This window comes from Pseudomonas sp. LTGT-11-2Z, assembly GCF_003691445.1.
GTDB lineage: Bacteria > Pseudomonadota > Gammaproteobacteria > Pseudomonadales > Pseudomonadaceae > Aquipseudomonas > Aquipseudomonas monteilii.
The window spans coordinates 5063323-5088440 of sequence record NZ_CP033104.1 but is presented as its reverse complement, the minus strand read 5'-3'; the positions used below and the strand labels follow the sequence as shown (position 1 = coordinate 5088440).

The 25118-nt window shown below is 62.8% G+C and carries 21 protein-coding genes; 9 read left to right on the top strand and 12 right to left on the bottom strand.

The window, feature by feature from the left end:
* Nucleotides 1–35 precede the first annotated feature (35 nt).
* The 6 genes from D8767_RS24015 to arcD (D8767_RS23990) form a co-directional block, all read right to left on the bottom strand.
* On the bottom strand, nucleotides 36–1544 hold the full coding sequence (locus D8767_RS24015; protein WP_016713105.1) for a sigma-54-dependent transcriptional regulator: 1509 nt from the start codon (nucleotides 1542–1544) through the stop codon (nucleotides 36–38).
* Nucleotides 1545–1627: 83 nt separating this feature from the next.
* Entirely contained in the window at nucleotides 1628–1996 is a 369-nt protein-coding gene (locus D8767_RS24010) for a DUF5064 family protein (protein ID WP_016713104.1), read from the bottom strand.
* A gap of 56 nt (nucleotides 1997–2052) precedes the next feature.
* A complete protein-coding gene (gene arcC / locus D8767_RS24005) occupies nucleotides 2053–2982 on the bottom strand; it encodes a carbamate kinase (RefSeq protein WP_016713103.1) in 930 nt (309 codons plus the stop codon).
* A gap of 81 nt (nucleotides 2983–3063) precedes the next feature.
* Nucleotides 3064–4074, bottom strand: coding sequence for an ornithine carbamoyltransferase (locus tag D8767_RS24000; RefSeq protein ID WP_016713102.1), 1011 nt, complete (start codon nucleotides 4072–4074; stop codon nucleotides 3064–3066).
* 69 nt (nucleotides 4075–4143) lie between these two features.
* Nucleotides 4144–5397 (bottom strand): arginine deiminase, encoded by a 1254-nt coding sequence (arcA, locus tag D8767_RS23995; protein ID WP_016713101.1) that lies wholly within the window; start codon nucleotides 5395–5397, stop codon nucleotides 4144–4146.
* 33 nt (nucleotides 5398–5430) lie between these two features.
* The gene (gene arcD, locus D8767_RS23990) at nucleotides 5431–6858 is read right to left on the bottom strand and encodes an arginine-ornithine antiporter (protein ID WP_016713100.1); all 1428 of its coding nucleotides are present in this window, start codon (nucleotides 6856–6858) and stop codon (nucleotides 5431–5433) included.
* Between the two features lie 427 nt (nucleotides 6859–7285).
* Here arcD (D8767_RS23990) and arcD (D8767_RS23985) point away from each other — a divergent pair, with 427 nt between their 5' ends.
* Nucleotides 7286–8713, top strand: a complete 1428-nt coding sequence (arcD, locus tag D8767_RS23985) for an arginine-ornithine antiporter (RefSeq protein WP_016713099.1) — start codon at nucleotides 7286–7288, stop codon at nucleotides 8711–8713.
* Here arcD (D8767_RS23985) and D8767_RS23980 read toward each other — a convergent pair.
* From D8767_RS23980 to gap, 6 genes are all read right to left on the bottom strand, one after another.
* Nucleotides 8693–9106, bottom strand: coding sequence for a YbaN family protein (locus D8767_RS23980; RefSeq protein WP_016713098.1), 414 nt, complete (start codon nucleotides 9104–9106; stop codon nucleotides 8693–8695). The two genes, arcD (D8767_RS23985) and D8767_RS23980, sit on opposite strands and share 21 nt — an antisense overlap.
* A gap of 54 nt (nucleotides 9107–9160) precedes the next feature.
* Nucleotides 9161–9754: a biliverdin-producing heme oxygenase gene (locus D8767_RS23975; protein ID WP_016713097.1), complete on the bottom strand. Its 594-nt coding sequence runs from the start codon at nucleotides 9752–9754 to the stop codon at nucleotides 9161–9163.
* Between the two features lie 158 nt (nucleotides 9755–9912).
* Complete coding sequence (locus D8767_RS23970; RefSeq protein WP_016713096.1) at nucleotides 9913–12501, bottom strand: TonB-dependent receptor; 2589 nt, start codon at nucleotides 12499–12501, stop codon at nucleotides 9913–9915.
* 126 nt (nucleotides 12502–12627) lie between these two features.
* Nucleotides 12628–13590, bottom strand: a complete 963-nt coding sequence (locus D8767_RS23965) for a FecR domain-containing protein (RefSeq protein ID WP_016713095.1) — start codon at nucleotides 13588–13590, stop codon at nucleotides 12628–12630.
* Between the two features lie 88 nt (nucleotides 13591–13678).
* A complete protein-coding gene (locus tag D8767_RS23960) occupies nucleotides 13679–14191 on the bottom strand; it encodes an RNA polymerase sigma factor (protein WP_016713094.1) in 513 nt (170 codons plus the stop codon).
* Nucleotides 14192–14382: 191 nt separating this feature from the next.
* Nucleotides 14383–15384: a type I glyceraldehyde-3-phosphate dehydrogenase gene (gene gap, locus D8767_RS23955; protein WP_016713093.1), complete on the bottom strand. Its 1002-nt coding sequence runs from the start codon at nucleotides 15382–15384 to the stop codon at nucleotides 14383–14385.
* A gap of 264 nt (nucleotides 15385–15648) precedes the next feature.
* On the opposite strand from gap, the gene edd reads away from it, so the two are divergent.
* From edd to D8767_RS23915, 8 genes are all read left to right on the top strand, one after another.
* A complete protein-coding gene (edd, locus tag D8767_RS23950) occupies nucleotides 15649–17475 on the top strand; it encodes a phosphogluconate dehydratase (protein WP_016713092.1) in 1827 nt (608 codons plus the stop codon).
* Nucleotides 17472–18434, top strand: coding sequence for a glucokinase (locus D8767_RS23945; protein WP_016713091.1), 963 nt, complete (start codon nucleotides 17472–17474; stop codon nucleotides 18432–18434). Before edd ends, D8767_RS23945 begins: the two co-directional genes overlap by 4 nt.
* An 85-nt stretch (nucleotides 18435–18519) precedes the next feature.
* Complete coding sequence (gene gltR, locus D8767_RS23940; protein ID WP_016713090.1) at nucleotides 18520–19245, top strand: two-component system response regulator GltR; 726 nt, start codon at nucleotides 18520–18522, stop codon at nucleotides 19243–19245.
* Nucleotides 19226–20680, top strand: coding sequence for an ATP-binding protein (locus D8767_RS23935; protein WP_016713089.1), 1455 nt, complete (start codon nucleotides 19226–19228; stop codon nucleotides 20678–20680). The genes gltR and D8767_RS23935 overlap by 20 nt, the downstream gene beginning before the upstream one ends.
* Before the next feature lie 145 nt (nucleotides 20681–20825).
* Complete coding sequence (locus tag D8767_RS23930) at nucleotides 20826–22112, top strand: ABC transporter substrate-binding protein (protein ID WP_016713088.1); 1287 nt, start codon at nucleotides 20826–20828, stop codon at nucleotides 22110–22112.
* 64 nt (nucleotides 22113–22176) lie between these two features.
* A complete protein-coding gene (locus D8767_RS23925) occupies nucleotides 22177–23085 on the top strand; it encodes a carbohydrate ABC transporter permease (protein WP_016713087.1) in 909 nt (302 codons plus the stop codon).
* The gene (locus D8767_RS23920) at nucleotides 23078–23923 is read left to right on the top strand and encodes a carbohydrate ABC transporter permease (protein WP_016713086.1); all 846 of its coding nucleotides are present in this window, start codon (nucleotides 23078–23080) and stop codon (nucleotides 23921–23923) included. Before D8767_RS23925 ends, D8767_RS23920 begins: the two co-directional genes overlap by 8 nt.
* A 3-nt stretch (nucleotides 23924–23926) precedes the next feature.
* Nucleotides 23927–25081 (top strand): ABC transporter ATP-binding protein, encoded by a 1155-nt coding sequence (locus D8767_RS23915; RefSeq protein WP_016713085.1) that lies wholly within the window; start codon nucleotides 23927–23929, stop codon nucleotides 25079–25081.
* The last annotated feature ends 37 nt before the right edge of the window (nucleotides 25082–25118 follow it).

The following is a 25118-nucleotide window of genomic DNA, read 5'->3' as shown; positions in this document are numbered from 1 at the left end:
AAATCTGAATCAACGGTAAGTTTTGACGACAAGTATCAGGCTTTTCCGGGTATTCCATATTTACGCAGTCGCTGGGCAATAGCGGTATGCGAAGTTTGCAAACGCCCGGCTAACTGCCGCGTCGACGGGTAGCTGGCATACAAGCGCTGCAACAGCTCACGCTCGAAGTCACCCACGGCCTGCTCCAGGCTGGCTACGTCGCCATCCAGCCCACGTGCCACCGAAGTACCGGCGATGTCCAGGTCGCCGATGTCCACCAGGTTGCCCTCACAGATAGCCGCTGCGCGGAAAATCACGTTCTGCAGTTGGCGTACATTGCCCGGCCAAGGGTTGGCCAGCAGTGCCGAATGGGTGGCTGGCGTCAATCGGCAGGGCGGGCGCTGAATTTGCGTGCAGGCTTGCTGCATGAAGAAGTGCGCCAGCATCAGGATATCCTGACCCCGGTCGCGCAGTGGCGGTACCTGCAGGTTGAGCACGTTCAAGCGGTAGAACAGGTCTTCGCGGAAGCTGCCGTCGGCAACCATGCGTTCCAGGTCGCGGTGGGTGGCGCTGATGATGCGCACATCCACCTTCACTTCGCGGTCACCGCCCACCCGGCGGAAGCTGCCGTCACTGAGAAAGCGCAGCAGTTTGGCCTGCAGGTATGGCGACATTTCGCCAATTTCATCGAGGAATACCGTGCCCTGGTTGGCCAGCTCCATCAGCCCGGGCTTGCCGCCCCGTTGCGCGCCGGTGAAGGCGCCAGGGGCGTAACCGAACAGCTCGCTCTCGGCCAGGCTCTCGGGCAGCGCGGCACAGTTCAGGGCCAGGAACGGCGCTGCGTGGCGGCTGCTGATGGCATGGCAGGCGCGGGCTACCAGTTCTTTGCCAGTGCCGGTTTCGCCATGCACCAGCAATGGCGCGTCAAGCGCCGCCACTCGCAGGGCGCGGGCCTTGAGGGTGCGGATGGCCGGTGACTCGCCGAGCAGGGCATCGAAACCTTCGGCATGGTCGTGGTGCAAGGCTGACAGGCGTTCGCCCATGCGTGAAGGTGGGTACAGCGTTAGCAGGCCGCCGGCATTGGTGATCGGCATCGCGTCCAGCAGCAGGCTTTGGCCGTTCAGCTGCATCTCGCGCATGGGCAGGTGGAAGTTGTTGTCCAGCAGGGCTTGCAGCAGCGCCGGGTCGCCAAACAGTTCGCCCACCGAGCGCCCGGCGGATTCGCGGCCACACAGTTCGATCAGCGCCGGGTTGGCCAGCAGCACCAGCCCTGCGCTGTCCACCGCCAGCACCGGGTCGCTCATGGCGGCCAGCAGGGCATCCAGTTGCAGGTGGCGGCGTTGGCCAGGGAGGATGTCCACCACGTCCACCGATTGCACGCCATGCACCTCGAAGAGCGCATCGTGCAGTTCTTCGAGCACGGCGGGGCTTAGGGTGGGGGCGTCGATGTAAACGTTCGGCGGGACCATCTCCACGGCGTCCAGGTTGAGGTTGCGGGCACCGAGCAGGGCAAGGACTTCCTGGGTGATGCCGACGCGGTCGATGAAGCTGACGTGGATGCGCATGAGGGAGGGTGAGGTGGTGGCCGGGGAGGGCAGTAGTATGCCTTAACATCGCCGGGGCCGCTGTGCGGCCCCGGTTCTTGACATCACTCCAGATGTTCAGGCTTGATCGGATCGCCCGATTTCACATCGAGCTTTTCGCGAATGTCGGCGAACATGTAGTCATAGAGCTTGTGCGGCGAACTCAGGGTCTCGAATTTCTTCGGCGGCGCCAGATACGACTGTGCTTTGCGGGTCAGTTGCATGAGAAAGCTGGGCAACACCTGATCCTTGGCGAGGAAGAACTTTTCTTCCACCGTTTTGCCTTCGATGCTGCCATGCATGTGGAACTGAATGCCTCTGCCTTCCTTGGGGTCAGACACTGCCTCGTACTCGATGTTCAGGTCGTAGCTGTGGTCTGCCGCGTTCAGCGCAGTGCGCTCGATGTGTACATGACCGGGGTGGTACTGGGCCATGGCTAACTCCTCTGGAAGGTTGAAAATGGCGGGCGCCGGGCGCCCGCCCACTGCAATCAACGGTAGCTGATCCCTGGCTTCGCGGTGGAGACCCGAGTGCCGGCAGTGCCTTTGACGATGTCCTCGATGTTCTCGAGCGAACTGATCACCGCCACTTTGCCGGTATTGCGGGCGAAGTCACTGGCAGCTTGCACCTTTGGCCCCATGGAGCCGGCAGCGAAGCCAAGCCGTTCGAGTTCGTCAGGGTGTGCCTGGGCGATGGCTTTTTGCGTAGGCTTGCCCCAGTCAATGTACGCCGCATCCACGTCAGTGGCGATTATCAATAGGTCGGCATCCAGTTGCTCGGCCAGCAAAGCCGAGCACAGGTCCTTGTCGATCACCGCCTCGATGCCCTTGAGCTTGCGGTTTTCATCGTACATGGTGGGGATGCCACCACCGCCTGCGCAAATCACGATGCTGCTCTTTTCCAGCAGCCACTTGATCGGGCGGATTTCGAAGATGCGCTTGGGTTTGGGGCTGGCCACCACGCGGCGGTACTTGTCGCCGTCGGCCTTCACCACCCAGCCCTTTTCCTTGGCCAGCCGTTCGGCTTCGTCCTTGCTGTAGACCGGGCCGATGAACTTGGTGGGGTCTTTGAAGGCGGGGTCATTGGCGTCCACTTCCACCTGGGTCAGCAGGGTGGCGAATGGCACTTCGAAGGCCAGCAGGTTGCCCAGTTCCTGCTCGATCATGTAGCCGATCATGCCCTCGGTTTCAGCGCCCAGCACGTCCAGCGGGTAGGCCTCGTCGGGTTTGTAGGACAGTGCCTGAAGTGATAGCAGGCCAACCTGCGGGCCGTTGCCGTGGGCAATGACCAGCTCGTTGCCAGGGTGGATCTTGGCGATCTGTTCGGTGGCGGTGCGGATATTGGCGCGCTGGTTCTCAGCGGTCATGGGCTCGCCGCGACGCAGCAGGGCGTTGCCGCCCAATGCAACAACGATACGCATGGGGAATGTCCTTTGCGGATGAGGTAGCGCCTCGATCCTGCAGGCGCTGGCAAGCCAGCCCCCACAGGAACGAGGTGGTTGTCAGAGGTCAGCCAGGGTCGACACCAGGATCGCCTTGATCGTGTGCATGCGGTTTTCCGCCTGCTCGAAGGCGATGCAGGCCGGCGACTCGAACACGTCGTCGGTCACTTCGATGCCGTTGGCCAGGTCCGGGTACTGTTCGGCGATCTGCTTGCCTACCTTGGTTTCGGAGTTGTGGAACGCCGGCAGGCAGTGCATGAACTTGGTCCGCGGGTTGCCAGTGGACTTCATCAGCTGCGCATTCACCTGATAAGGCTTGAGCTGCTTGATGCGCTCGCCCCACGCCTCGATCGGCTCGCCCATCGACACCCACACGTCGGTGTGCACGAAGTCCACACCCTTGACCGCAGCAACCGGGTCTTCGGTGAGGGTGATGCGGGCGCCACTTTCTTCAGCGTACTTCTTGCAACGCTCGACCAGGTCATCATGCGGCCACAGCGCCTTGGGTGCGGCGATGCGTACATCCATGCCAAGCTTGGCACCGATCAGCAGCAGTGAGTTGCCCATGTTGTTGCGGGCATCGCCCAGGTAGGCGTAGCTGATGTCATGCAGCGGCTTGTCGCTGTGCTCACGCATGGTCAGCACGTCGGCGATCATTTGCGTTGGGTGATATTCGTCAGTCAGGCCGTTGAACACCGGCACGCCGGCAAACTTGGCCAGCTCTTCGACGATTTCCTGCTTGAAGCCACGGTACTCGATGGCATCGTACATGCGCCCGAGCACGCGGGCGGTGTCTTTCATGCTCTCTTTGTGGCCAATCTGCGAGGAATTGGGGTCGATGTAGGTAACGTTGGCGCCCTGGTCATAAGCTGCCACTTCGAACGCGCAGCGGGTACGGGTGGAGGTTTTTTCGAAGATCAGGGCGATGTTGTTGCCCTTCAGGTGCTGCTGCTCGGTGCCGGTGTACTTGGCGCGCTTCAGGTCGCGGGACAGGTCCAGCAGGTAGCGCAACTCGCGCGTGGTGTGGTGTTCCAGGCTGAGTAGGTTGCGGTTGTGAATGTTGAACGCCATGACTTTTCTCCTTGGGTTTGGTGAACGCACCGGCCGCCGCTTTGTGAGGGCGGCCGGGGGTAATGGGCGTTAGTAATCGATAGGGTCGCGCACAATTGGGCAGGTCATGCAGTGGCCGCCGCCACGGCCCCGGCCCAGTTCGCCGGCGCTGATGGTGATGACCTCGATACCCGCCTTGCGCAGCAGGGTATTGGTGTAGGTGTTGCGGTCGTAGCCGATGACCACACCCGGCTCGATGGCCACCACGTTGTTGCCGTCATCCCACTGTTCGCGCTCGGCGGCGAAGCTGTTGCCGCCGGTCTCGACCACGCGCAGCTTGACCCCCAGTTGCTCGCCCACCACTTCGATGAACGACTTGTTGATGCGGCGAACGTCCATGCCGTACGGCTTGCCTTCGTCCGGGCGGATGATGAACGGCACGATCTCTTTCACCACTTCCGGGAAGACCGTGACCAGGTCGCGGTCGCAGAAGCTGAACACGGTGTCCAGGTGCATGGCGGCGCGGGACTTCGGCAGGCCGGCGACGATCACTTCCTTGACGGCGCCCTTGGCAAACAGGTTCTGTGCCAGCTGGCCGATGGCCTGGCGCGAGGTGCGCTCGCCCATGCCGATGAGCACGATACCTTTGCCGATCGGCATCACGTCACCGCCTTCGAGGGTGGCATTGCCGTGGTCTTTGTCAGGGTCGCCGTACCACACCTGGAAGTCGGCGCCGGTGAACTCCTTGTGGAACTTGTAGATGGCTGTGGTCAGCAGGGTTTCCTGACGTCGCGCCGGCCAGTACATCGGGTTCAGCGTCACGCCACCGTAGATCCAGCAGGTGGTGTCGCGGGTGAACTGGGTGTTGGGCAGTGGCGGCAGGATGAAGCTGGAATGGCCCAGGTAGTCGTTGTACATCTTGACCACGTCGGCGCCTTCACTCTGCGGCAGGTCCTGGCCGGCCACGCCGCCGATCAGGAATTCGGCCAGGTGGCGCGGTTCGAGACTTTCCAGCCAGCTGCGTACTTCGTTGGTCAGGCCCACACCGACGGTGTCGGGGGTGATCTTGCGGTCGAGGATCCACTTCAGCGCTTCTGGTTGTTGGACGATTTCGGTCAGCAGGTTGTGCATCTCCAGCACATCCACACCACGCTCACGCATCTTGGTGACGAAGTCGAAATGGTCACGCTTGGCCTGGTCGACCCAGATCACGTCGTCGAACAGCAGCTCGTCACAGTTGCTCGGCGTCAGGCGCTTGTGCGCCAGGCCCGGCGAGCAAACCATCACTTTGCGCAGTTTGCCGGCTTCGGAGTGGACACCGTACTTCTGTTTTTCAGCGGACATGGTTTCATTCCTCCAATTGAACGAAGACGTGGGTCAAAGGGTCAGGAAGCCGTCGTACAGGCCGAAGGCTGCCACCAGGGCGCCGATGACCACGGCTGCGAAGATCAGTTTTTCCACGTTGGTGAAGACAGGTTGGCCTACCTCACGCTTGGCCTTGGCGAACAGGATGGCGCCAGGTGCGTAGAGCAGGGCCGAGAGCAGCAGGTATTTCACGCCGCCGGCGTACAGCAGCCAGATGGCGTACAGCAGGGCGATACCGCCGATGATCAGGTCTTTCTTGCGTTCGGCCAGAGCTTGTTCGTAGGTTTCGCTGCGCAGTGCCAGCAAGAAGGCGTAGGCCGCCGACCACAGGTAAGGCACCAGGATCATCGAGGTGGCGAGGTAGATCAGCGACAGGTAGGTGCTGTTGGAGAACAGCGTGATCACCAGGAAGATCTGCACCATGGCGTTGGTCAGCCACAGGGCGTTGGCCGGCACCTGGTTGGCGTTTTCGCGGCGCAGGAACTCCGGCATGGTGTGGTCCTTGGCGGCGGCGAACATGATCTCGGCGCACAGCAGCACCCACGACAGCAGGGCCCCCAGCAGCGAGATGATCAGGCCGACGCTGATCAGCACCGCACCCCAGTGGCCGACCACATGTTCCAGCACGGCCGCCATCGACGGGTTCTGCAGCTTGGCCAGCTCTGGTTGGGTCATGATGCCCAGCGACAGCACGTTGACCAGCACCAGGAACAGCAACACGGTGACGAAGCCGATGACCGTGGCCTTGCCCACGTCAGAGCGTTTTTCCGCCCGGGACGAGAAGATGCTCGCACCCTCGATGCCGATGAACACCCACACGGTGACCAGCATCATGTTGCGCACTTGGTTCATCACGCTGCCAAGCTCTGGTGTGCCTACGGCCCAGATGTCGGCGCTGAAGATGTCGAGCCTGAAGGCGAACAGGCAGATCAGTGCGAACAGCACCAGCGGCACCACTTTGGCCACGGTGGTGACCAGGTTGATGAACGCTGCTTCCTTGATGCCGCGCAGCACCAGGAAGTGCACCGCCCACAACAGGATCGATGCGCCAATGATGGCGGCCGGCGTGTTGCCTTCACCGAAGATCGGGAAGAAGTACCCCAAGGTACTGAACAGCAACACGAAGTAGCCGACGTTGCCCAGCCAGGCGCTGATCCAGTAGCCCCAGGCGGAGGAAAAGCCCATGTAGTCGCCGAAACCGGCCTTGGCGTAGGCATACACCCCGCCATCCAGGTCAGGCTTGCGGTTGGCCAGGGTCTGGAACACGAAGGCCAGTGTCAGCATGCCGACGGCGGTGATGCCCCAGCCAATCAACACCGCACCAACGCCTGCGCTGGCGGCCATGTTTTGCGGCAGCGAGAAGATCCCGCCGCCAATCATCGAACCGACAACAAGTGCAACTAGCGCGCCGAGCTTTAGTTTTCCGGATGAATCAGACATTTAACAACTCCTGCCAGGAGAAAGTTGACATCAGCATAAATCTGACGCCTTTGCCGTACGCTGACTTGTGTCAGCTTATGGCTACGTGAAGGTGACTTCACGGGTGCTCCTGGAGAGTGCCGACAGCTTAAGCTGCAGGCATTGCGCGCTGGCACCTCCATGTCGTTCTAGAGCAAACGCTCTGTTCAGCCTGCGATGCTTGAAGCTAGCCGCTTTTGCTGCTTTCGCAAATTTTTCACAAGAATTTCGAGTTTTATCAGTTTCTTTTCTAGTCGCCGCGCAGCTGCTAATTTTTACAGGGTAGGTGCATAGACAAAGCAGTTATTAGTGCTATAGCTTCAATGCCAAGCTTCATTATAAGTAACAGCACTTATATGGCCCGCAACGCTGTTTCAAATGCGTGACAGTGCAGGAAAAAGGGAGGCTCATGAGCGAACCGGGACAGAAGCTGCGCCTGGGCGCGCTGATCGCGCTGGTGGTCGGCTCGATGATTGGTGGCGGGATCTTCTCGCTGCCGCAGAACATGGCGGCGCGTGCCGATGTAGGGGCGGTGTTGATTGGCTGGGGCATCACGGCTGTCGGTATGCTGGCGCTGGCCTTCGTGTTCCAGACCCTGGCCAACCGCAAACCGGAGCTCGATTCGGGGGTGTACGCCTACGCCAAGGCGGGCTTCGGTGAATACATGGGCTTCTCCTCGGCCTGGGGTTACTGGATCAGCGCCTGGCTGGGTAACGTCGGTTACTTCGTACTGCTGTTCAGCACCCTGGGCTTTTACTTTCCGGTGTTTGGCGAAGGCAACACGCCAATCGCCATCGGCTGTGCCTCGCTGCTGCTGTGGGCGGTGCATTTCCTGGTGCTGCGCGGCATCAAGGAGGCAGCGTTCATCAACCAGGTGACCACCGTGGCCAAGGTGGTGCCATTGCTGATGTTCGTGGTGATTGCTGCGTTTGCCTTCCGCGCCGATATCTTCACCCGGGATATCTGGGGCATGAGCAACCCGCAGTTCGGCAGCGTGCTGGAGCAGGTGCGCAACATGATGCTGGTGACCGTGTTCGTGTTCATCGGTATCGAGGGGGCCAGCGTGTATTCCGGGCGCGCCGAGCGCCGTTCGGACGTGGGTAAGGCTACGGTCATCGGTTTTCTCGGTGTGCTGGCGTTGCTGGTGCTGGTCAACGTGTTGTCGCTGGGGGTGATGACCCAGCCAGAACTGGCCGGGCTGCAGAACCCCTCACTGGCCTCGGTGCTGGAGCACATTGTTGGCCCTTGGGGCGCGTTGCTGATCAGCCTCGGGCTGGCGGTGTCATTGCTCGGTGCCTTGCTGTCCTGGGCGCTGCTGTGCGCCGAGATTCTGTACGCCACGGCGCGGGACAAGACCATGCCGCGCTTTCTGGCCAAGGAAAACGCCAACCATGTGCCGGCCAACGCCCTGTGGCTGACCAACTGCATGATCCAGGGCTTCCTGTTGATCACGCTGTTCTCGGCCGGTACGTACACCAGCCTGATCTATCTGGCTTCTTCGATGATACTGGTGCCCTACCTGTGGTCGGCGGCTTATGCCGTGCTGCTGGCGGGGCGTGGGGAAACCTACGCCGGGCAACCGGGCCTGCGCCGCAAGGACCTGCTGGTGGCGCTGGTTGCCCTGCTGTATGCCGTTTGGCTGCTGTACGCGGGGGGGCTGAAGTACCTGCTACTTTCTGCGCTGTTGTACGCACCCGGTGTGATCCTGTTCGCCAGGGCCAAGCATGAGCAGGGGCAGACCTTGTTCACCACCTGGGAAAAGCTGATTTTTGCTGCCGTGCTTGTGGGTGCTGCGCTGGCGGCCTACGCCTTGTATTCAGGGCTGCTGAGCTTGTGACGGGGCAGGGCAGGCATGCTCCGGGCGCGACCAGATCCACAGGTTGCCCAGGGTCATGCCGGCGATGGCCAGGAACACCGGCCAGCGGTGTTCGAGAAAGGTCAGCATCAGGCCAGCACACAGCAGCATGCTGACGGTCGCGCTTACCTTGGCCCGGCGCTGGATCACCTTGCCATTGCGCCAGTTGTAAAGGATTGGCCCGAACAACCGATGGTTTTCCAGCCAGGCTGAAAGGCGCGGAGAGCTGCGCGTGGCAGCCCAGGCGGCCAGCAGGATGAACTCGGTGGTCGGCAAGCCGGGAATCACGATGGCGACCAGGCCCACGCCCAGGCTCACGTAAGCCAGTATTCCATACAGCAGGCGGGCGAGTTTGGTGCGGGCGGGTCGGGTCATGGTCTCACTGCATAAAACGGTGCGGCCACCGGAAGGGTGGCCGGTTACGGCGTATCAAACCAGCGCGGCATCTGCAGCATAGGCGTGCTTGAGCAGCTCGGTGAAGCGTTCGAAGGCGGCAACTGCGCCGCGTTCGGCAGCGGCTTCCTCTTCGGCCGACAATGCCAGGCCATCGAGGATGCGGGTGAACTGCTTCCAGCCTTCGGCACGGCCACCGGCCGGTTCGCCCAGGTGGCGGGCACCGAAGCTGTCGGACAGTTCCAGGGCCACGGCACGCTTGATCAGAAACGCAGCGCCCAGTTTGGAGCCTTCGGAGACGAAGATCCAGCCCATTGCCTCACCCAGGCTCGGTTTGCCCAGGGCGCCTGGCACGGCTGCCGGTACTTCGGTGTCGAGGTCGGCGAGGTCCAGGCGGGCCTGATCGGCGCGGCAGCGCTCGGCCAGGTCGGGGACGATGGCGATCAGTTGCGGGTCGTTGTACAGGGCCTGCAATTCAGACTGGAACAGGTACTGGGCAACGACGAAGCGGGCAAAGCTTTCGCGGCTGTCGAAGGGCGCATGGGATTTGACCAGGGCATCCAGTTCGGCGTGCGGGGCGTTGGTGATCTGGTTCAGGCGCTGGGAGCGCAGGGCTGGGCGTTCGGTCATGGGGGCAGTCCTTGGAAAAAGGGGCGTCTAGATACAAGACGAAACAGCGGGGGCGGGACAGTAAAAAAACTGGGTTTTACTTGAGAGTTGCAGCGCCTGTGAGATTGAGCGCCGCGCGGGCGGCGCTCGATCTCACAGGCGCTGCAAAACTAAAGGCCTCAGATATCCCAAACCACATTGATACCGAAGTTGCGCCCCGGCATGGTCAGGCGGTCGATGTTGGCTGGCTGGGTCACAGCCGCTTCACCCTGGCCGTCGTAGCTGCGCACTGAATCCCACAGCCAGTATTTCTTGTCGGTCAGGTTGTACAGGCCGGCATTGATGGTGACGTCGTCGGTCACCTTGTAGTAGCCGGTCAGGTCCAGCACGCCGTAGCCCGGTGTACGGAACTTCGAGGTCGAGCCGTCAGGCGAATAGAAGGTGCTGTCGTCGACGCGGGTCTTGCGCTTGACCAGTGTCCAGCTCAGCAGGCCACCGTAGTTTTGCTGCTCGTAACCCAGGCCAAACACGCCTTTCAGTGGGTTTACGCTGTTCAGCGGTTCTCCGGTGTCATCGTTGCGGCCGTAGGTGTAGGCAATCGAGCCCTGGGTATACAGGCCTTGCGGCGCACCGAAGTGGTCGAGGTTCAGGCGGCCCTTGACCTCGGCACCCTTGATGGTGGCGTGCTTGATGTTGTTGGCCTGGAAGGTTTGTTCCAGGTTGGCGCTTTGCACGGCGTCTTCGTCGATGAAGTCGCGGTACTTGTTGTAGAACACCGCCACGTCGAAGTTGCCGGCGTCGAAGTTGCCGCGCAGGCCGGTTTCGTAGCTTTTGCTCTTCTCTGGTTCGAGGTCAGGGTTGCCTTCTACACGGTAGCCTTGCTCGATGTTTTCGAAGCGGCCGTACATGGCCTTGGCGGTCGGCGTGCGGAAGCCCTCGGCGTACTGGCCGTACCAGGTGTAGTTGTCGTTAAAGGCGTAGGTCAGGCCGAACTTGGGCGAGACGCGGTGCCATTTCTTGTCCGAGTCGTCCTGGGATGTTGGGGCTGTGCCGGTCGATGCCAGGCCACGCAGGAATTCTTCGGTGAACTTGGGCGCCATGCGCGTGTAGTCGTAGCGCGCGCCTGGCATGAAGGTCCAGTTGTTCCAGCGGATTTCGTCCTGCACGAACAGGCTGTAGGTGTTCACGGTCGGGTCCGGGAAGTCGCTGACCAGCGCCTGGCCGTCTGCCGGGCGGTCGGCGCCGATGGCGGTGCAACCGGATCCAATGGTCAGGCAGGTGCCGGTGCCACTGCGCGATCCGGTGACCTTCTCATGCTTGAGTGTAGTGCCGTAGGTCAGCAGGTGATCGGTGGCGCCGATGCTGAAGGCCTTGTCGAGCTGGGCATCGAACACCCACTGACGGTCCTTGTAGGTGGTGTCGCGGGTACGCAGAACCTGGCGGCCAGGCGGTGCGTAGACTTCCTCTGTGTGCTGGTCGGTCTTAGCGATCTGGTAGTTCAGGCTCCACTTCACTTGGTCGGCGACCACCGAGTCCAGGCCGAATTCGTGATTGATGCCGAAGCGCTCGCGGGTGATGGTGTCGTTGCCATTACGCGCCTTGTAGTAGCCCATGCCGCCAAAACCGGGAATGAACGGCCCGCCCACTGCGCTGAGGATGTTCTGGTCGCGGTCATCCTTGTAGCGCTCGTAGGTCACGCCCAGGCGTGCGTCGTCGGCGTAGTTCCAGCCCAGTTTGGCCAGCACGTTGGTGGTGCGTACATCCATCGGGTTGGCTTCGGTGCGCGACAGGCCGTCACCGCTTTGGCTGCCGTGGGTTTCGGTCTCGTGGCCGTTGCGCTGGCTCAGGTGCAGCAGGCCATCGAAGTCGCCCTCGCGGCCGGCGACGGTGGCAGAGGTCAGCCAGCTTTCGTCGGCCGAGCTGTAGCCGGTCTTCAGGCGGGCGCCTACGTCCTTGCCAGGCTTGACGATGTCGTCCGGGTCGAGGGTGAAGTAGCTTACCGCGCCGCCGATGGCGTTGCTGCCGTACAGCACCGAGGCCGGGTCACGCAGGATTTCCACGCGCTTGACGATTTCCGGGTCGACGTAGTTGCGCTGGGTCTGGGCGTAGGGGCCGTAGAAGAAGCTGTCGGGGATCGACACGCCGTCGACCTGGGTGAGGATGCGCTCGCCGTCGATACCGCGGATGTTGTAGCCGTTCAGGCCGCTGCGCTGGCCGGTACCGGCCACCGATACGCCCGGCTCGTAGCGCACCAGGTCCTGGATGTTGTTGACGTTCTGGCGGTCCAGTTGCTCGCGGGTCTGCACGCTGACGGTGCTCGGCACCTGGCTGACATCCTGGGCGCTACGGGTGGCGCTGACGGTCACTTGCTGCAGCGCGATCACATTGCCGCTCGCCTGGCGTTCGAGCACCACGTTGCCGTTGCTGATCTTGCGAAAGCTCAGGCCGGTACCCTGCAGCAGGCGCTTGAGAGCGGCCTCTGGCGGCAGCGAGCCCTGCACGCCCGGCGAAGCCACGCCGTCGGCCAGTTCGGCGCTGAAGCCGACCTGCCAGCCGGTGACCTGGCTGAAGGCGTTGATTGCCGACACCAGCGGCTGCTGGCCGATGCTGAAGCGATAGTCGCCCATGCGCGGGCTGCTGGCCTGGGCCGGTTCGGCGGCCAGCGCTGGCAGGCTGCAGGCACCGCTGGCGAGCAGAGCCAAGGTCAACAGGGACAGTTGCCCCGTACGACGGGGAAGGGTGGACGAGCGGGTAGGACCAGTGGACATCGGAAGCGCTCCCAGACGCGCGGGCTGTTATAGGTGATGGCTGTTCTCGTTTTCAAACAAGAATCAGTTGCATTGGCTATAACGAGACGGGTGGGGTAGCGCGATTGCGTAAAAATAATTTTCGGGTCAGTTCAGAATGACCAACGCCGGGTACTCATGCAGCTGTGCCGAGGTGATGTGGGCCAGCGCGCGCAGGGTTTCCAGCGGCTGGTCGAGGCGGTAGTTGCCGGTGACGGCCACGTCTTCCAGGTGAGCATTGCGGTTGATGATCCAGCCGGGGTAGTAGCGCCGTACTTCGGCCAGCACCTGGCTCAAGGGGCAGTTCTCGAACACCAGGCGGCCATCGACCCAGGCCAGGTCTTTTTGCATGTCGGCGCGTTGGCGCTGGCCAAAGCCCTGCGGGCCGACGCTGATGCTGTCGCCAGCACTCAGGCGGATGCGCTGGTCGCGTGCCCCCTGCAGGTCAACATCGCCGCGTTGCACCCGCACTTGAGCCTCGCCGTCCAGGTAGCGCACGGCAAAGTCGGTGTCGCGTACTTGGGCACGCAACGGCCCGGCTTCTACCTCCAGCGGCAGCAGCGCATCCTCGGGTACCTGGAAGTAGGCCTCGCCTTGCAGCAGGCGGGCGACCTGGCGGCCGTCGCGGCGGTCGCTGGCAAAGGCCGAATTGGTGTTGAGCAGTACTTTTGCGCCGTCTTCCAGCTGCAGGCGCTGGCGCTCGCCCACCACGGTCAGGTGGTCAGCCTGCAGGCGCATGGGCAGGTTACCGACGGTGAACAGCCCGACCAGCAGCACAGCCGCAGTGGCCAGGGGTTTCCAGTGGCTGCGCAGGCGCCCGCGCCATGAGCGGCGCTGCTGCTGGTGCATCTGCGCGGCTGCGTGGTGCAGTGGGGCACCGTTCCACAGCGCTTCTGCCTCGACATAGGCCTCGGCGTTTTCGGGAGCCGCGCTCAGCCAGGCTTCGAAAGCCTGGGTATCTGCGGCATCGGCACATTGCAGGCGCACCAGCCAGTCCAGCGCCTCGTCCATGGCACGAGCACGGGCGCTGGGCCCGGCGGGTGACGGGCGAGGGGCGGGGCTGTCGGTCACGGGAAATCCTTGAATGGTTTTTCGCGAATGATCAAGGCTAAGGTGGGGTGTGGCAAGGGCTTTGCGTAACCGCCGGGCAGCGGTCGGCTCACTTGAGGCGGTCGGCGACACCCATGCAGATCGCCATGATCAGTTTCAGCTCCTTCTGCACCGTGCTGGGCGACACATTCAGCTGTTCGGCGATTTCCAGGTAGGTGGCGCCATGCAGCCGGCTGAGGATGAAGATGCGCTGCTGGCGCTCGCTCAGCTGGTTGAGGCTGATGCTGAGTTGCTTGAGCAGTTGCTCGGCATGGGCGGCGTCCTCGCTGCTGGTGGCGGGGGCAGCCACACTGTGCAGGACCTCGTCGGGCACGTCGTCGACCAGCATCCGTGCCTGCACCCGGCGTGCGCGCAGATGGTCCAGTGCCAGGTTGCGCGCGGTCTGGAACACGAACGGCTCGATATGCTCGATGGGCCGCTCGCCCAAGGCGCGGGACACCCGCAGGTAGGTTTCCTGCAGCAGGTCTTCGGCCGTGCTGGGGTTAGCGACCATGCGTTGCAGGGTGCGCAGCAGGGTAAGGCGCTGGACGAGGAAGACGGAGTTGAACCGGGACTGACTCACGGGGGGACCTGGTCGACGAAAGGATAATGATAATGCTTATCATCTATGCCGAAGGTCAAGTGTGGAAGTGTTAGGAAAAGGTAAAGATTGTGAGTGGGTGGGCGTATGGCGGAGGATTTTCTGTGTCTTTGAGATCGAGCGCCGCGCGGGCGGCGCTCGATCTCGTAGGCGCCGAAGATGCCGTGTCCGGCTCAACGGGCCCGGCACAACGCCAGGCAGTTATCCAGCATCCGGTTGCTGAAGCCCCACTCATTGTCATACCAGGCCAGCACCTTGAGCATACGCCCGTTGGCCCGGGTATGGTTGGCATCGAAAATGGACGACAGCGGGTTGTGGTTGAAATCGCAGGAAACCAACGGCAAGGCGTTGTAGCCCAATACCCTGGAATGCTTGCTGGCTTCAAGGAACAGCTGATTGACCTGCTCGGCCGTGGCCTCGCGCTTGAGGTTGACGGTGAGGTCCACCAGCGACACGTTGATCACCGGTACCCGCACCGCCATGCCGGTCAGCTTGCCGGCCAGCTCCGGCAGTACCAGGCCCACGGCTTCGGCGGCGCCGGTCTTGCTCGGGATCATCGACTGGGTGGCCGAGCGCGCGCGGTACGGGTCGCTGTGGTACACGTCGGTCAGCACCTGGTCGTTGGTGTAGGCGTGAATCGTGGTCATCAGGCCTTGCTCGATGCCGAACTCGCGGTGCAGCACCTGGGCAATCGGCGCCAGGCAGTTGGTGGTGCAGGAGGCGTTGGAAATGACCTGGTGCGAAGCACGCAGGATGTCATGGTTGACCCCGTACACCACGGTGGCATCGGCACCCTTGGCCGGCGCCGAAACAATCACCTTGCCAGCCCCTGCGGCCAGGTGTGCAGCGGCCTTGGCACGGTCGGTGAACAGCCCGGTGCATTCGAACACCACGTCGATCGCCTCGGCCTTCCAGGGCAGTTCGGCCGGGTTGCGGATGGCACTGACCGCGATACGGTCACCATTGACCGTCAGGCTCTCGTGGTCGGCCTCGACGGTGGCGTCGAAGGTGCCGTGCACGCTGTCGTACTTGAGCAGGTGGGCATTCATGGCGCTGTCGCCCAGGTCGTTGATGGCGACGACCTGCAGGTCCTGGCGGTAGCCTTGGGTATACAGTGCGCGCAGGACGTTGCGCCCGATGCGGCCGAATCCATTGATGGCGATGCGTAGGGTCATGGCAGTACCTCTGGCAGTCCGAGTGAAACCTGTGGCAAAAAGGAGCTTCACTGAAACGGTTTTGTTGTTGGAATTACAAGATTATTCACTGGCAGATAGAAAACAAGCCTTTTTAGTGGCAGTATTTTGTTTAAACATACAACGAGTGGTCGGGCGATGGGCCTCCACCGATGCAGCGGGCTCCTTACCTTGAGCCTAGGCCGCAATCGTTTGGAGGGGAAATGCCTGGTAAACCGCCCTTACAATTAGCCTGGAGTCCAGTACATGCATCCGCGCATCCTTGAGGTCACCCAACGGCTGGTCGAACGCAGCCGTGCCACCCGCGAACGCTACCTGCAGCTGATTCGCGGTGCGGCCAGTGAAGGCCCCATGCGCGCCAGCCTGCAGTGCGCCAACTTCGCCCACGGCGTGGCCGGTTGCGGCAGCGAGGACAAACAGACCCTGCGCCTGATGAACGCGGCCAACGTGGCCATCGTCTCGGCCTACAACGACATGTTGTCTGCCCACCAGCCGTACCTGCACTTCCCCGAGCAAATCAAGCAGGCCCTGCGCGAGGTTGGCTCGGTCGGCCAGTTTGCCGGTGGCGTGCCGGCCATGTGCGACGGTGTGACCCAGGGCGAACCAGGCATGGAACTGGCCATCGCCAGCCGCGAAGTCATCGCCATGTCCACTGCGGTAGCGCTGTCGCACAACATGTTCGACGCGGCGCTCATGCTGGGCATCTGCGACAAGATCGTCCCCGGCCTGATGATGGGGGCGCTGCGCTTCGGCCATCTGCCGACCATCTTCGTCCCCGGCGGGCCGATGGTGTCCGGCATCTCCAACAAGCAGAAGGCCGACGTGCGTCAGCGCTATGCGGAAGGCAAGGCCAGCCGCGAAGAGCTGCTGGAGTCGGAGATGAACTCGTACCACAGCCCTGGCACCTGCACCTTCTACGGCACTGCCAACACCAACCAGTTGGTGATGGAAGTGATGGGCCTGCACCTGCCGGGTGCTTCGTTCGTCAACCCGTACACGCCGCTGCGCGATGCCCTTACCGCCGAGGCCGCGCAGCAGGTAACGCGCATGACCAAGGCCAGCGGCAGCTTCATGCCGCTGGGCGAAATCGTCGACGAGAAGGCGCTGGTCAACTCCATCGTCGCCCTGCACGCCACGGGCGGCTCGACCAACCACACCTTGCACATCCCGGCGATTGCCCAGGCGGCAGGTATCCAGCTGACCTGGCAGGACATGGCCGACCTCTCCGAAGTGGTGCCGACCCTGTCCCACGTCTACCCCAACGGCAAGGCCGACATCAACCACTTCCAGGCCGCCGGTGGCATGGCCTTCCTGATCCGCGAGCTGCTCGATGCAGGGCTGCTGCACGAGGACGTCAACACCGTGGCCGGCCATGGCCTGCGCCGCTACACCCAGGAACCGTTCCTCGACAACGGCAAGCTGGTTTGGCGCGAAGGGCCACAGCAGAGCCTGGACGAAACCATCCTGCGCCCGGTGGCGCGACCGTTTTCGGCCGAAGGCGGCTTGCGGGTGATGGAGGGCAACCTGGGCCGTGGCGTGATGAAGGTGTCTGCCGTGGCCCCCGAGCATCAGGTGGTCGAGGCCCCGGCACGAGTGTTCCACGATCAGCAGTCGTTGGCCGATGCGTTCAAGGCCGGCGAACTGGAGCGTGATTTTGTCGCTGTGGTGCGTTTCCAGGGGCCGCGTTGCAACGGCATGCCCGAGTTGCACAAGCTCACGCCATTCCTGGGAGTGTTGCAGGACCGTGGCTTCAAGGTGGCGCTGGTCACCGACGGGCGCATGTCCGGTGCCTCGGGCAAGATCCCGGCGGCGATTCACGTATGCCCCGAAGCCTATGATGGCGGCCCGCTGGCGCGGGTGCGCGATGGTGATATCGTGCGGGTCGACGGTGTCGAAGGCACGTTGCGGGTGATGGTATCGGCCGAAGAACTGGCCAGCCGCGACCTGCCGCCAGCGCCTCAGGGCAACGACCTGGGTTGCGGGCGTGAGCTGTTCGGCTTCATGCGCATGGCGTTCAGCCCGGCAGAGCAGGGCGCAAGCGCCTTCACCTCGGCCCTGGAGAACCTCAAATGAAGGAGCTGCTGGTTGGCGACATCGGCGGCACCAATGCCCGTTTTGCGTTGTGGCGTGACAACCAGCTGCATGAAGTGAAGGTATATGCCACGGCGGACTACACCAGCCCGGAGCAGGCCATCGAGGCTTACCTGCAAGGCCAAGGCATCGCCCGCGGCGGCCTGGCAGCGGTGTGCCTGGCAGTGGCCGGGCCGGTCGAAGGCGACGAATTTCGCTTCACCAACAACCATTGGCGCCTGAGCCGCGTGGCCTTCTGCAAGACCTTGCAGGTCGAGCGGCTGTTGCTGATCAACGATTTCACGGCCATGGCGCTGGGCATGACCCGCCTGCGCGAGGGCGAGTTCCGCGAAGTGTGCCCAGGCCAGGCTGACCCGTCGCGGCCGGCGCTGGTGATCGGGCCGGGCACAGGCTTGGGCGTGGGGTCGCTGCTGCGCCTTGGCGAACAGCACTGGCAGGCCTTGCCGGGGGAGGGTGGGCATGTCGACTTGCCGGTTGGCAATGCCCGTGAAGCGGCGATCCATCAGCAAATCCATGGCCAGATTGGCCATGTCAGCGCCGAAACTGTGCTCAGTGGTGGCGGCTTGGTGCGCCTGTATCAGGCAATTTGCGCGCTGGACGGCGAAACATCCCGGCACAAAACCCCCGCGCAGGTTACCGATGCCGCGCTGGGCGGTGAACCGCAGGCGCTGGCGGTGGTCGAGCAATTTTGCCGGTTCCTTGGGCGTGTGGCGGGTAACAATGTGCTGACGCTGGGCGCGCGGGGTGGGGTTTATATTGTTGGCGGTGTAATCCCGCGCTTTGCCGAGTTGTTTTTGCGTAGCGGGTTTGCGGCGAGTTTTGCTGACAAAGGCTGTATGAGCGGCTACTTCGCTGGCGTGCCGGTGTGGCTGGTGACGGCGGAGTTTTCCGGGTTGCTGGGGGCCGGGGTGGCCCTGCAGCAAGCGTTGGATCACAACTAGGTGAAATGGGGCCGCGCAGCAGCCCCAGAAGGCAACACCCGACAGCAGGCAAAAAGACCTGTAACCAACAAGAGGAAGGACCACCTTGAGCACTGCCGGCAAATCGATCCTGATGGTCGACGACGACCAGGAAATCCGCGAACTGCTGCAAACCTACCTGAGCCGCTCCGGTTTCCAGGTGCATGCCGAAGCCGACGGCGCAGGCTTTCGCCGGGCCCTGGAAAGCACTCCCTTCGACCTGGTCATCCTCGATGTCATGCTGCCCGACGAGGACGGCTTCAGCCTGTGTCGCTGGGTACGCCAGCACCCGCGCCAGGCGCGGGTACCGATCATCATGCTGACGGCCAGCTCCGATGAAACCGACCGGGTCATCGGCCTGGAGCTGGGTGCCGACGACTACTTGGGCAAACCCTTCAGCCCTCGCGAACTGCAAGCGCGAATCAAGGCCCTGCTGCGCCGCGCCGAATTCGGCACGGCGGCACCCGGCAATGCCGTGCTGGCCTTCGATGACTGGCGCCTGGACACGGTCAGCCACCGGCTGTTCCATCGCGACGGTGAAGAGGTGATTCTGTCGGGCGCCGACTTTGCCCTGCTCAAGCTGTTCCTCGACCACCCGCAGCAGATTCTCGACCGCGACACCATCGGTAATGCCACCCGTGGCCGCGAGCCCATGCCGCTGGACCGCATTGTCGACATGGCGGTCAGCCGCCTGCGTCAGCGCCTGCGCGATACTGAAAAACCACCCCGGCTGATCCGCACGGTGCGCGGCAGCGGCTACCTGCTGGCGACGCATGTCTGCAATGCGCCCTGAGCGGCGCTGGCGCTTGCTGCCGCGTTCGCTGCTGGGGCGCATGCTGCTGCTGACCCTGTTGGTGGTGCTGCTGGCCCAGGGCCTGTCGAGCATCATCTGGGTGGCCCAGCTGCGTGCCAGCCAGTTGCAGGGCCTGCGTGCCAGCGCCAGCAGCCTGGCCCACTCGATGAGCGCCAGTGTCAGTTACTTCCGCTCGCTGCCGGTGGCCTACCGGCCCATGGTGCTCGACCAGTTGCGCAGCATGGGGGGAACGCGCTTTTTCGTGTCACTCAATGCCAAACCACTGGATATGCCGGTGCTGCCCGTCACCCCGCGCAAGCAGGCGGTGATCGATGTGTTCCAGCAGGTGCTGCATGAGCGCCTGGGTACGCAGATGGACATTTCCGTGGAATTCGTTGGGCCCGATGACCTGCGCATCTTCAACAGCGGCCTGAAGCTCGACGAGCTGCCACGTTCCTGGGCGCATTACTCGTTGACCCTGGAACCGCTCAACCCGCCGGTGCTGGTAACGCAGATCCGCCTGGGCGAGGGCGAGTGGCTGTACATCGCCTCGCTGCTGCCCGAACCCTACACCAGCCTTGAGGCCGAACGCCTGCCTCGCCAGCAGATCGGCTTCATCGTGCTCACCACGGCCTTGCTGTTGCTGTTCATCGGCTTGCTGGTGCACTGGCAAAGCTGGCCGCTCAAGCGCCTGGCGCGGGCCGCGCGGGAGATGTCGCTGGGCGCCGATGTGGCGCCGGTGGCTGAAGGCGGTGGCAGCGAGGTGGTCGAGGTGGGCCGGGCGTTCAATAGCATGCGCGAGCGCATCAGCCGCTATCTGACAGAGCGCAGCCAGCTGTTCAGCGCCATTTCCCATGACCTGCGCACCCCGATTACGCGCCTGCGCCTGCGTGTCGAACTGCTGGAGGACGAACACTTGCAGGCCAAGTTCAGCCAGGACTTGGATGAACTGGAACTGCTGGTGAAAGGCGCCTTGCAGTGTGTGAAAGACACCGACATCCACGAAAACATCGAGCCGGTGGACCTCAACCAGGTGCTGGAAATCCTGGCCGAGCCCTACCTGCGCGATGGCCGTATCACGGTTGAAGGCCGCGCGCTGGAGCCTTACCCCGGCAAGCCGCTGGCGCTGCGCCGCTGCATCGGCAACCTGATCGACAATGCCATCAAGTACGGCGAGCGGGCACAGCTGCGCATCATCGACAGTGCCGAGGGGTTTGTGCTGCAGGTGGACGATCAGGGGCCGGGTGTGCCGCAGCAGCAGCTGGAGCAGGTGTTCGAGCCGCATTTCCGTCTGGCCGCGCAGCAGCAGGGTTATGGGTTGGGGCTGGGGATTGCCCGCAACATCGCCCACAGCCATGGGGGCGAGGTGAGCCTGCTGAACCTGAGGGAAGGTGGTTTGCGGGTGACCTTGTATCTGCCGCGTGGCATGGAGTGAGTCTGTGTGTGGCGTGTGCCGGCAATGTAACCAAACGATGACATTCACGCATCGCTTCGTTACCTGGCGAGGTGGGCATGCTGTTTAGACTTCAAGCAACGCAAGCGCTCGACTTGCACGGCATAACAACAAGAAAGGTGCTCCGATGAATTCCACGCTCCGGCTCGCTGCCGCAATCTCCCTGGCTTCTCTACTCCCGCTCAGTGCCCAGGCTGCCGAACCCAAAGGCAGCGTCGAAGTCGTGCATTGGTGGACTTCGGGTGGTGAAAAAGCTGCTGCCGATGTGCTCAAGGCCCAGGTCGAAAAAGACGGCTTTACGTGGAAAGATGGCGCCGTCGCAGGTGGTGGCGGTGCCACAGCCATGACCGTGCTCAAGAGCCGCGCCGTGGCCGGCAACCCACCAGGCGTGGCGCAGATCAAAGGGCCTGACATCCAGGACTGGGCGGCCACCGGCTTGCTCGATGGCGATGTACTCAAGGATGTGGCCAAGGCCGAACAGTGGGACACACTGCTCGACAAGAAAGTCGCCGACACCGTGAAGTACGACGGTGACTACGTCGCCGTACCGGTAAACATCCACCGAACCAACTGGCTGTGGATCAACCCGGAAGTCTTCAAGAAAGCCGGTATCGACAAGGCCCCCACCACACTCGACGAATTTTACGCCGCCGCCGACAAACTCAAGGCTGCCGGCTTCATCCCGCTCGCCCATGGCGGCCAGCCGTGGCAGGACAGCACCGTGTTCGAAAGCGTGGTGCTGTCGGTAATGGGCACCGAAGGCTACAAGAAGGCCATGGTCGATCTCGACAGCGTCGCGCTGACCGGGCCGCAAATGGTCAAGGCGCTGACCGAGCTGAAAAAGGTCGCCACCTACATGGACCCGGACGGTAAAGGCCAAGACTGGAACCTGGAAGCGGCCAAGGTCATCAACGGCAAGGCCGGCATGCAGATCATGGGCGACTGGGCCAAGAGTGAGTGGACCCTGGCGAAGAAAACCGCTGGCAAGGATTACCAGTGCGTGCCATTCCCCGGCACCGAAAAAGCCTTCCTCTACAACATCGACTCGCTGGTGGTGTTCAAGCAGAACAACCCTGGCACGGCTGCCGGCCAGCAGGACATTGCCCGCAAAGTGCTGGGTGAAGACTTCCAGAAGGTCTTCAGCACCAACAAAGGGTCGATCCCGGTGCGCAACGACATGCTGGCCGACATGGGCAAGTATGGCTTTGATGCCTGCGCGCAGGCGTCTGCCAAGGACTTCCTGGCGGATGCCAAAACCGGTGGCCTGCAGCCAAGCATGGCGCACAACATGGCCACCACGCTGGCCGTGCAGGGCGCGTTCTTCGATGTGGTGACCAACTACATCAACGACCCCAAGGCCGACCCGGCCGATGCGGCGAAGAAACTGGCGGCGGCGATCAAGGCAGCCCAGTAACCGCTATTCGCGGGCAAGCCCGCGAAGCGATGCAGAGCATCGCCATTACCTCGGGATCCGATCTATGACCACAACGACCGCCCAACTGCGGGCCTCACCCCTGGACGCGCTTCAGCGCTGGCTGCCCAAACTGGTGCTGGCGCCGAGCATGTTCATCGTCCTGGTGGGCTTCTACGGCTACATCCTCTGGACCTTCGTGCTGTCCTTCACCACTTCGACCTTCCTGCCCACCTACAAATGGGCCGGGCTGGCGCAATACGCCCGGCTGTTCGACAACGACCGCTGGTGGGTAGCCAGCAAGAACCTGCTGCTGTTCGGTGGCCTGTTCATCGCCATCAGCCTGGCCCTCGGTGTGTTGCTGGCAGTGCTGCTGGACCAGCGCATCCGCCGCGAAGGCTTCATCCGCACCATTTACCTCTACCCCATGGCGCTGTCGATGATCGTTACCGGCACCGCCTGGAAGTGGCTGCTCAACCCCGGCATGGGCCTGGACAAGCTGCTGCGCGACTGGGGCTGGGAGGGCTTTCGGCTGGACTGGCTGATCGACCCCGACCGGGTCGTGTACTGCCTGGTGATCGCGGCCGTGTGGCAGGCCTCGGGCTTCATCATGGCGATGTTCCTGGCCGGCCTGCGCGGTGTTGACCCTTCGATCATCCGCGCGGCGCAAATGGATGGCGCCAGCATGCCGCGCATCTACTGGACCGTGGTGCTGCCCAGCCTGCGCCCGGTGTTTTTCAGTGCGCTGATGATCCTTTCGCACATCGCCATCAAAAGCTTCGACCTGGTGGCGGCAATGACCGCTGGCGGCCCGGGTTACTCATCCGACCTGCCTGCGATGTTCATGTACGCGTTCACCTTCAGCCGCGGTCAGATGGGCATGGGCTCGGCCAGTGCCATTCTCATGCTCGGGGCGATCCTGGCGATCCTCGTGCCTTACCTGTACTCGGAGCTGCGGAGCAAACGCCATGCATAGCCCTGTCGAAAAGCCCGTGCTCAGCATGAGCCGTATCGCCATCCATGCGGTGCTGCTGCTGGCCGTGGCGCTGTACCTGGTGCCGCTGGTGGTGATGCTGCTGACCAGCTTCAAGACCCCGGAAGACATCAGCACCGGCAACTTGCTGAGTTGGCCGCAGGTGATGACCGGCATTGGCTGGGTCAAGGCCTGGGGCACGGTCAGCGGTTACTTCTGGAACTCGATCATGATCACTGTGCCCGCCGTGCTGATTTCCACGGCCATCGGCGCGCTGAACGGCTATGTGCTGTCGATGTGGCGCTTTCGCGGCTCGCAGCTGTTCTTCGGCCTGCTGCTGTTCGGCTGCTTCCTGCCGTTCCAGACCGTGCTGCTGCCCGCTTCGTTCACCCTCGGCAAGCTCGGCCTGGCCAGCACTACCGGCGGCCTGGTACTGGTACATGTGGTCTATGGCCTGGCCTTCACCACGCTGTTCTTCCGCAACTTCTACGTGAGCATTCCCGATGCGCTGGTCAAGGCAGCACGCCTGGACGGTGCCGGCTTCTTCACCATTTTCCGCCGCATCATCCTGCCGATGTCCACGCCCATCATCATGGTCTGCCTGATCTGGCAGTTCACCCAGATCTGGAATGACTTCCTGTTCGGTGTGGTGTTCTCCAGTGGCGACTCGCAACCGATCACCGTGGCCCTGAACAACCTGGTCAACACCAGCACCGGGGCCAAGGAATACAACGTCGACATGGCGGCGGCGATGATTGCCGGCCTGCCAACCCTGCTGGTCTATGTGGTGGCAGGCAAATATTTCGTGCGCGGGCTGACGGCCGGCGCGGTCAAGGGGTAAGCCATGGCAACGCTCGAACTTCGCAATGTGAACAAGACCTACGGCAGTGGCCTGCCGGATACCCTCAAGGACATCCAGCTGTCGATCAGGGATGGCGAGTTCCTGATCCTGGTCGGCCCCTCGGGCTGCGGCAAGTCAACCTTGATGAACTGCATTGCCGGCCTGGAGCAGATCACTGCCGGTGCGATTCTCATCGACGAGCAGGACGTCAGCGGCATGAGCCCCAAGGACCGCGACATCGCCATGGTGTTCCAGTCCTACGCGTTGTACCCGACCATGAGTGTGCGCGAGAACATCGAGTTTGGCCTGAAGATCCGCAAGCTGCCACAGACCGCCATCGACGAAGAGGTGGCGCGGGTGGCCAAGCTGCTGCAGATCGAGCACCTGCTGGCGCGCAAGCCGGCGCAGCTGTCCGGTGGCCAGCAGCAACGGGTAGCCATGGGGCGGGCGCTGGCGCGGCGGCCGAAGATTTACCTGTTCGACGAACCGCTGTCCAACCTCGATGCCAAGCTGCGGGTCGAGATGCGCACCGAAATGAAGCTGATGCACCAGCGTCTGAAAACCACCACCGTGTACGTCACCCATGACCAGATCGAGGCCATGACCCTGGGCGACAAGGTGGCGGTGATGAAGGATGGCATCATCCAGCAGTTCGGCACCCCCCAGCAGATCTACAACGACCCGGCCAACCAGTTTGTCGCCAGTTTCATCGGTTCGCCGCCGATGAACTTCATCCCGGTGCGCCTCACGCAGCAGGAGGGGCGCTTGTTGGCCGTGCTCGACAGCGGCCAGGCACGCTGCGAGCTGCTCTTGGGCGTCGCCGGTGACGAACTGGACGGCCGCGAGATCATCCTCGGCATCCGCCCCGAGCAGATTGCCTTGGGCACCGTCGAGGGCAACGGCCTGCCGGGCATTCGTGCCGAGGTGCAGGTAACCGAGCCCACCGGGCCGGACCTGCTCGTATTCGTCACCCTCAACCAGACCAAGGTGTGCTGCCGCCTGGCGCCCGATGTGGTGTGCCGGGTGGGGGACACCCTCAACCTGCAATTCGACCCGGCCAGGGTGCTGCTGTTCGATGCCGGCACGGGCGCGCGCCTGCACCCGGCCAGCCCAGGCGCAGCGGTAAAGGACAACGTGGCTCACTTCAAAGGCCGTTGACTCGTCTACACCATCAATAAGAAAAAAGAGGACGTAA

Coding starts and splice junctions, on each gene's coding strand:
- D8767_RS24015 (WP_016713105.1), bottom strand. CDS start 1,544: ATGCGCATCCACGTCAGCTTCATCGACCGCGTCGGCATCACCCAGGAA.
- D8767_RS24010 (WP_016713104.1), bottom strand. CDS start 1,996: ATGGCCCAGTACCACCCCGGTCATGTACACATCGAGCGCACTGCGCTG.
- arcC (WP_016713103.1), bottom strand. CDS start 2,982: ATGCGTATCGTTGTTGCATTGGGCGGCAACGCCCTGCTGCGTCGCGGC.
- D8767_RS24000 (WP_016713102.1), bottom strand. CDS start 4,074: ATGGCGTTCAACATTCACAACCGCAACCTACTCAGCCTGGAACACCAC.
- arcA (WP_016713101.1), bottom strand. CDS start 5,397: ATGTCCGCTGAAAAACAGAAGTACGGTGTCCACTCCGAAGCCGGCAAA.
- arcD (WP_016713100.1), bottom strand. CDS start 6,858: ATGTCTGATTCATCCGGAAAACTAAAGCTCGGCGCGCTAGTTGCACTT.
- arcD (WP_016713099.1), top strand. CDS start 7,286: ATGAGCGAACCGGGACAGAAGCTGCGCCTGGGCGCGCTGATCGCGCTG.
- D8767_RS23980 (WP_016713098.1), bottom strand. CDS start 9,106: ATGACCCGACCCGCCCGCACCAAACTCGCCCGCCTGCTGTATGGAATA.
- D8767_RS23975 (WP_016713097.1), bottom strand. CDS start 9,754: ATGACCGAACGCCCAGCCCTGCGCTCCCAGCGCCTGAACCAGATCACC.
- D8767_RS23970 (WP_016713096.1), bottom strand. CDS start 12,501: ATGTCCACTGGTCCTACCCGCTCGTCCACCCTTCCCCGTCGTACGGGG.
- gap (WP_016713093.1), bottom strand. CDS start 15,384: ATGACCCTACGCATCGCCATCAATGGATTCGGCCGCATCGGGCGCAAC.
- edd (WP_016713092.1), top strand. CDS start 15,649: ATGCATCCGCGCATCCTTGAGGTCACCCAACGGCTGGTCGAACGCAGC.
- D8767_RS23945 (WP_016713091.1), top strand. CDS start 17,472: ATGAAGGAGCTGCTGGTTGGCGACATCGGCGGCACCAATGCCCGTTTT.
- D8767_RS23935 (WP_016713089.1), top strand. CDS start 19,226: ATGTCTGCAATGCGCCCTGAGCGGCGCTGGCGCTTGCTGCCGCGTTCG.
- D8767_RS23930 (WP_016713088.1), top strand. CDS start 20,826: ATGAATTCCACGCTCCGGCTCGCTGCCGCAATCTCCCTGGCTTCTCTA.
- D8767_RS23925 (WP_016713087.1), top strand. CDS start 22,177: ATGACCACAACGACCGCCCAACTGCGGGCCTCACCCCTGGACGCGCTT.
- D8767_RS23920 (WP_016713086.1), top strand. CDS start 23,078: ATGCATAGCCCTGTCGAAAAGCCCGTGCTCAGCATGAGCCGTATCGCC.
- D8767_RS23915 (WP_016713085.1), top strand. CDS start 23,927: ATGGCAACGCTCGAACTTCGCAATGTGAACAAGACCTACGGCAGTGGC.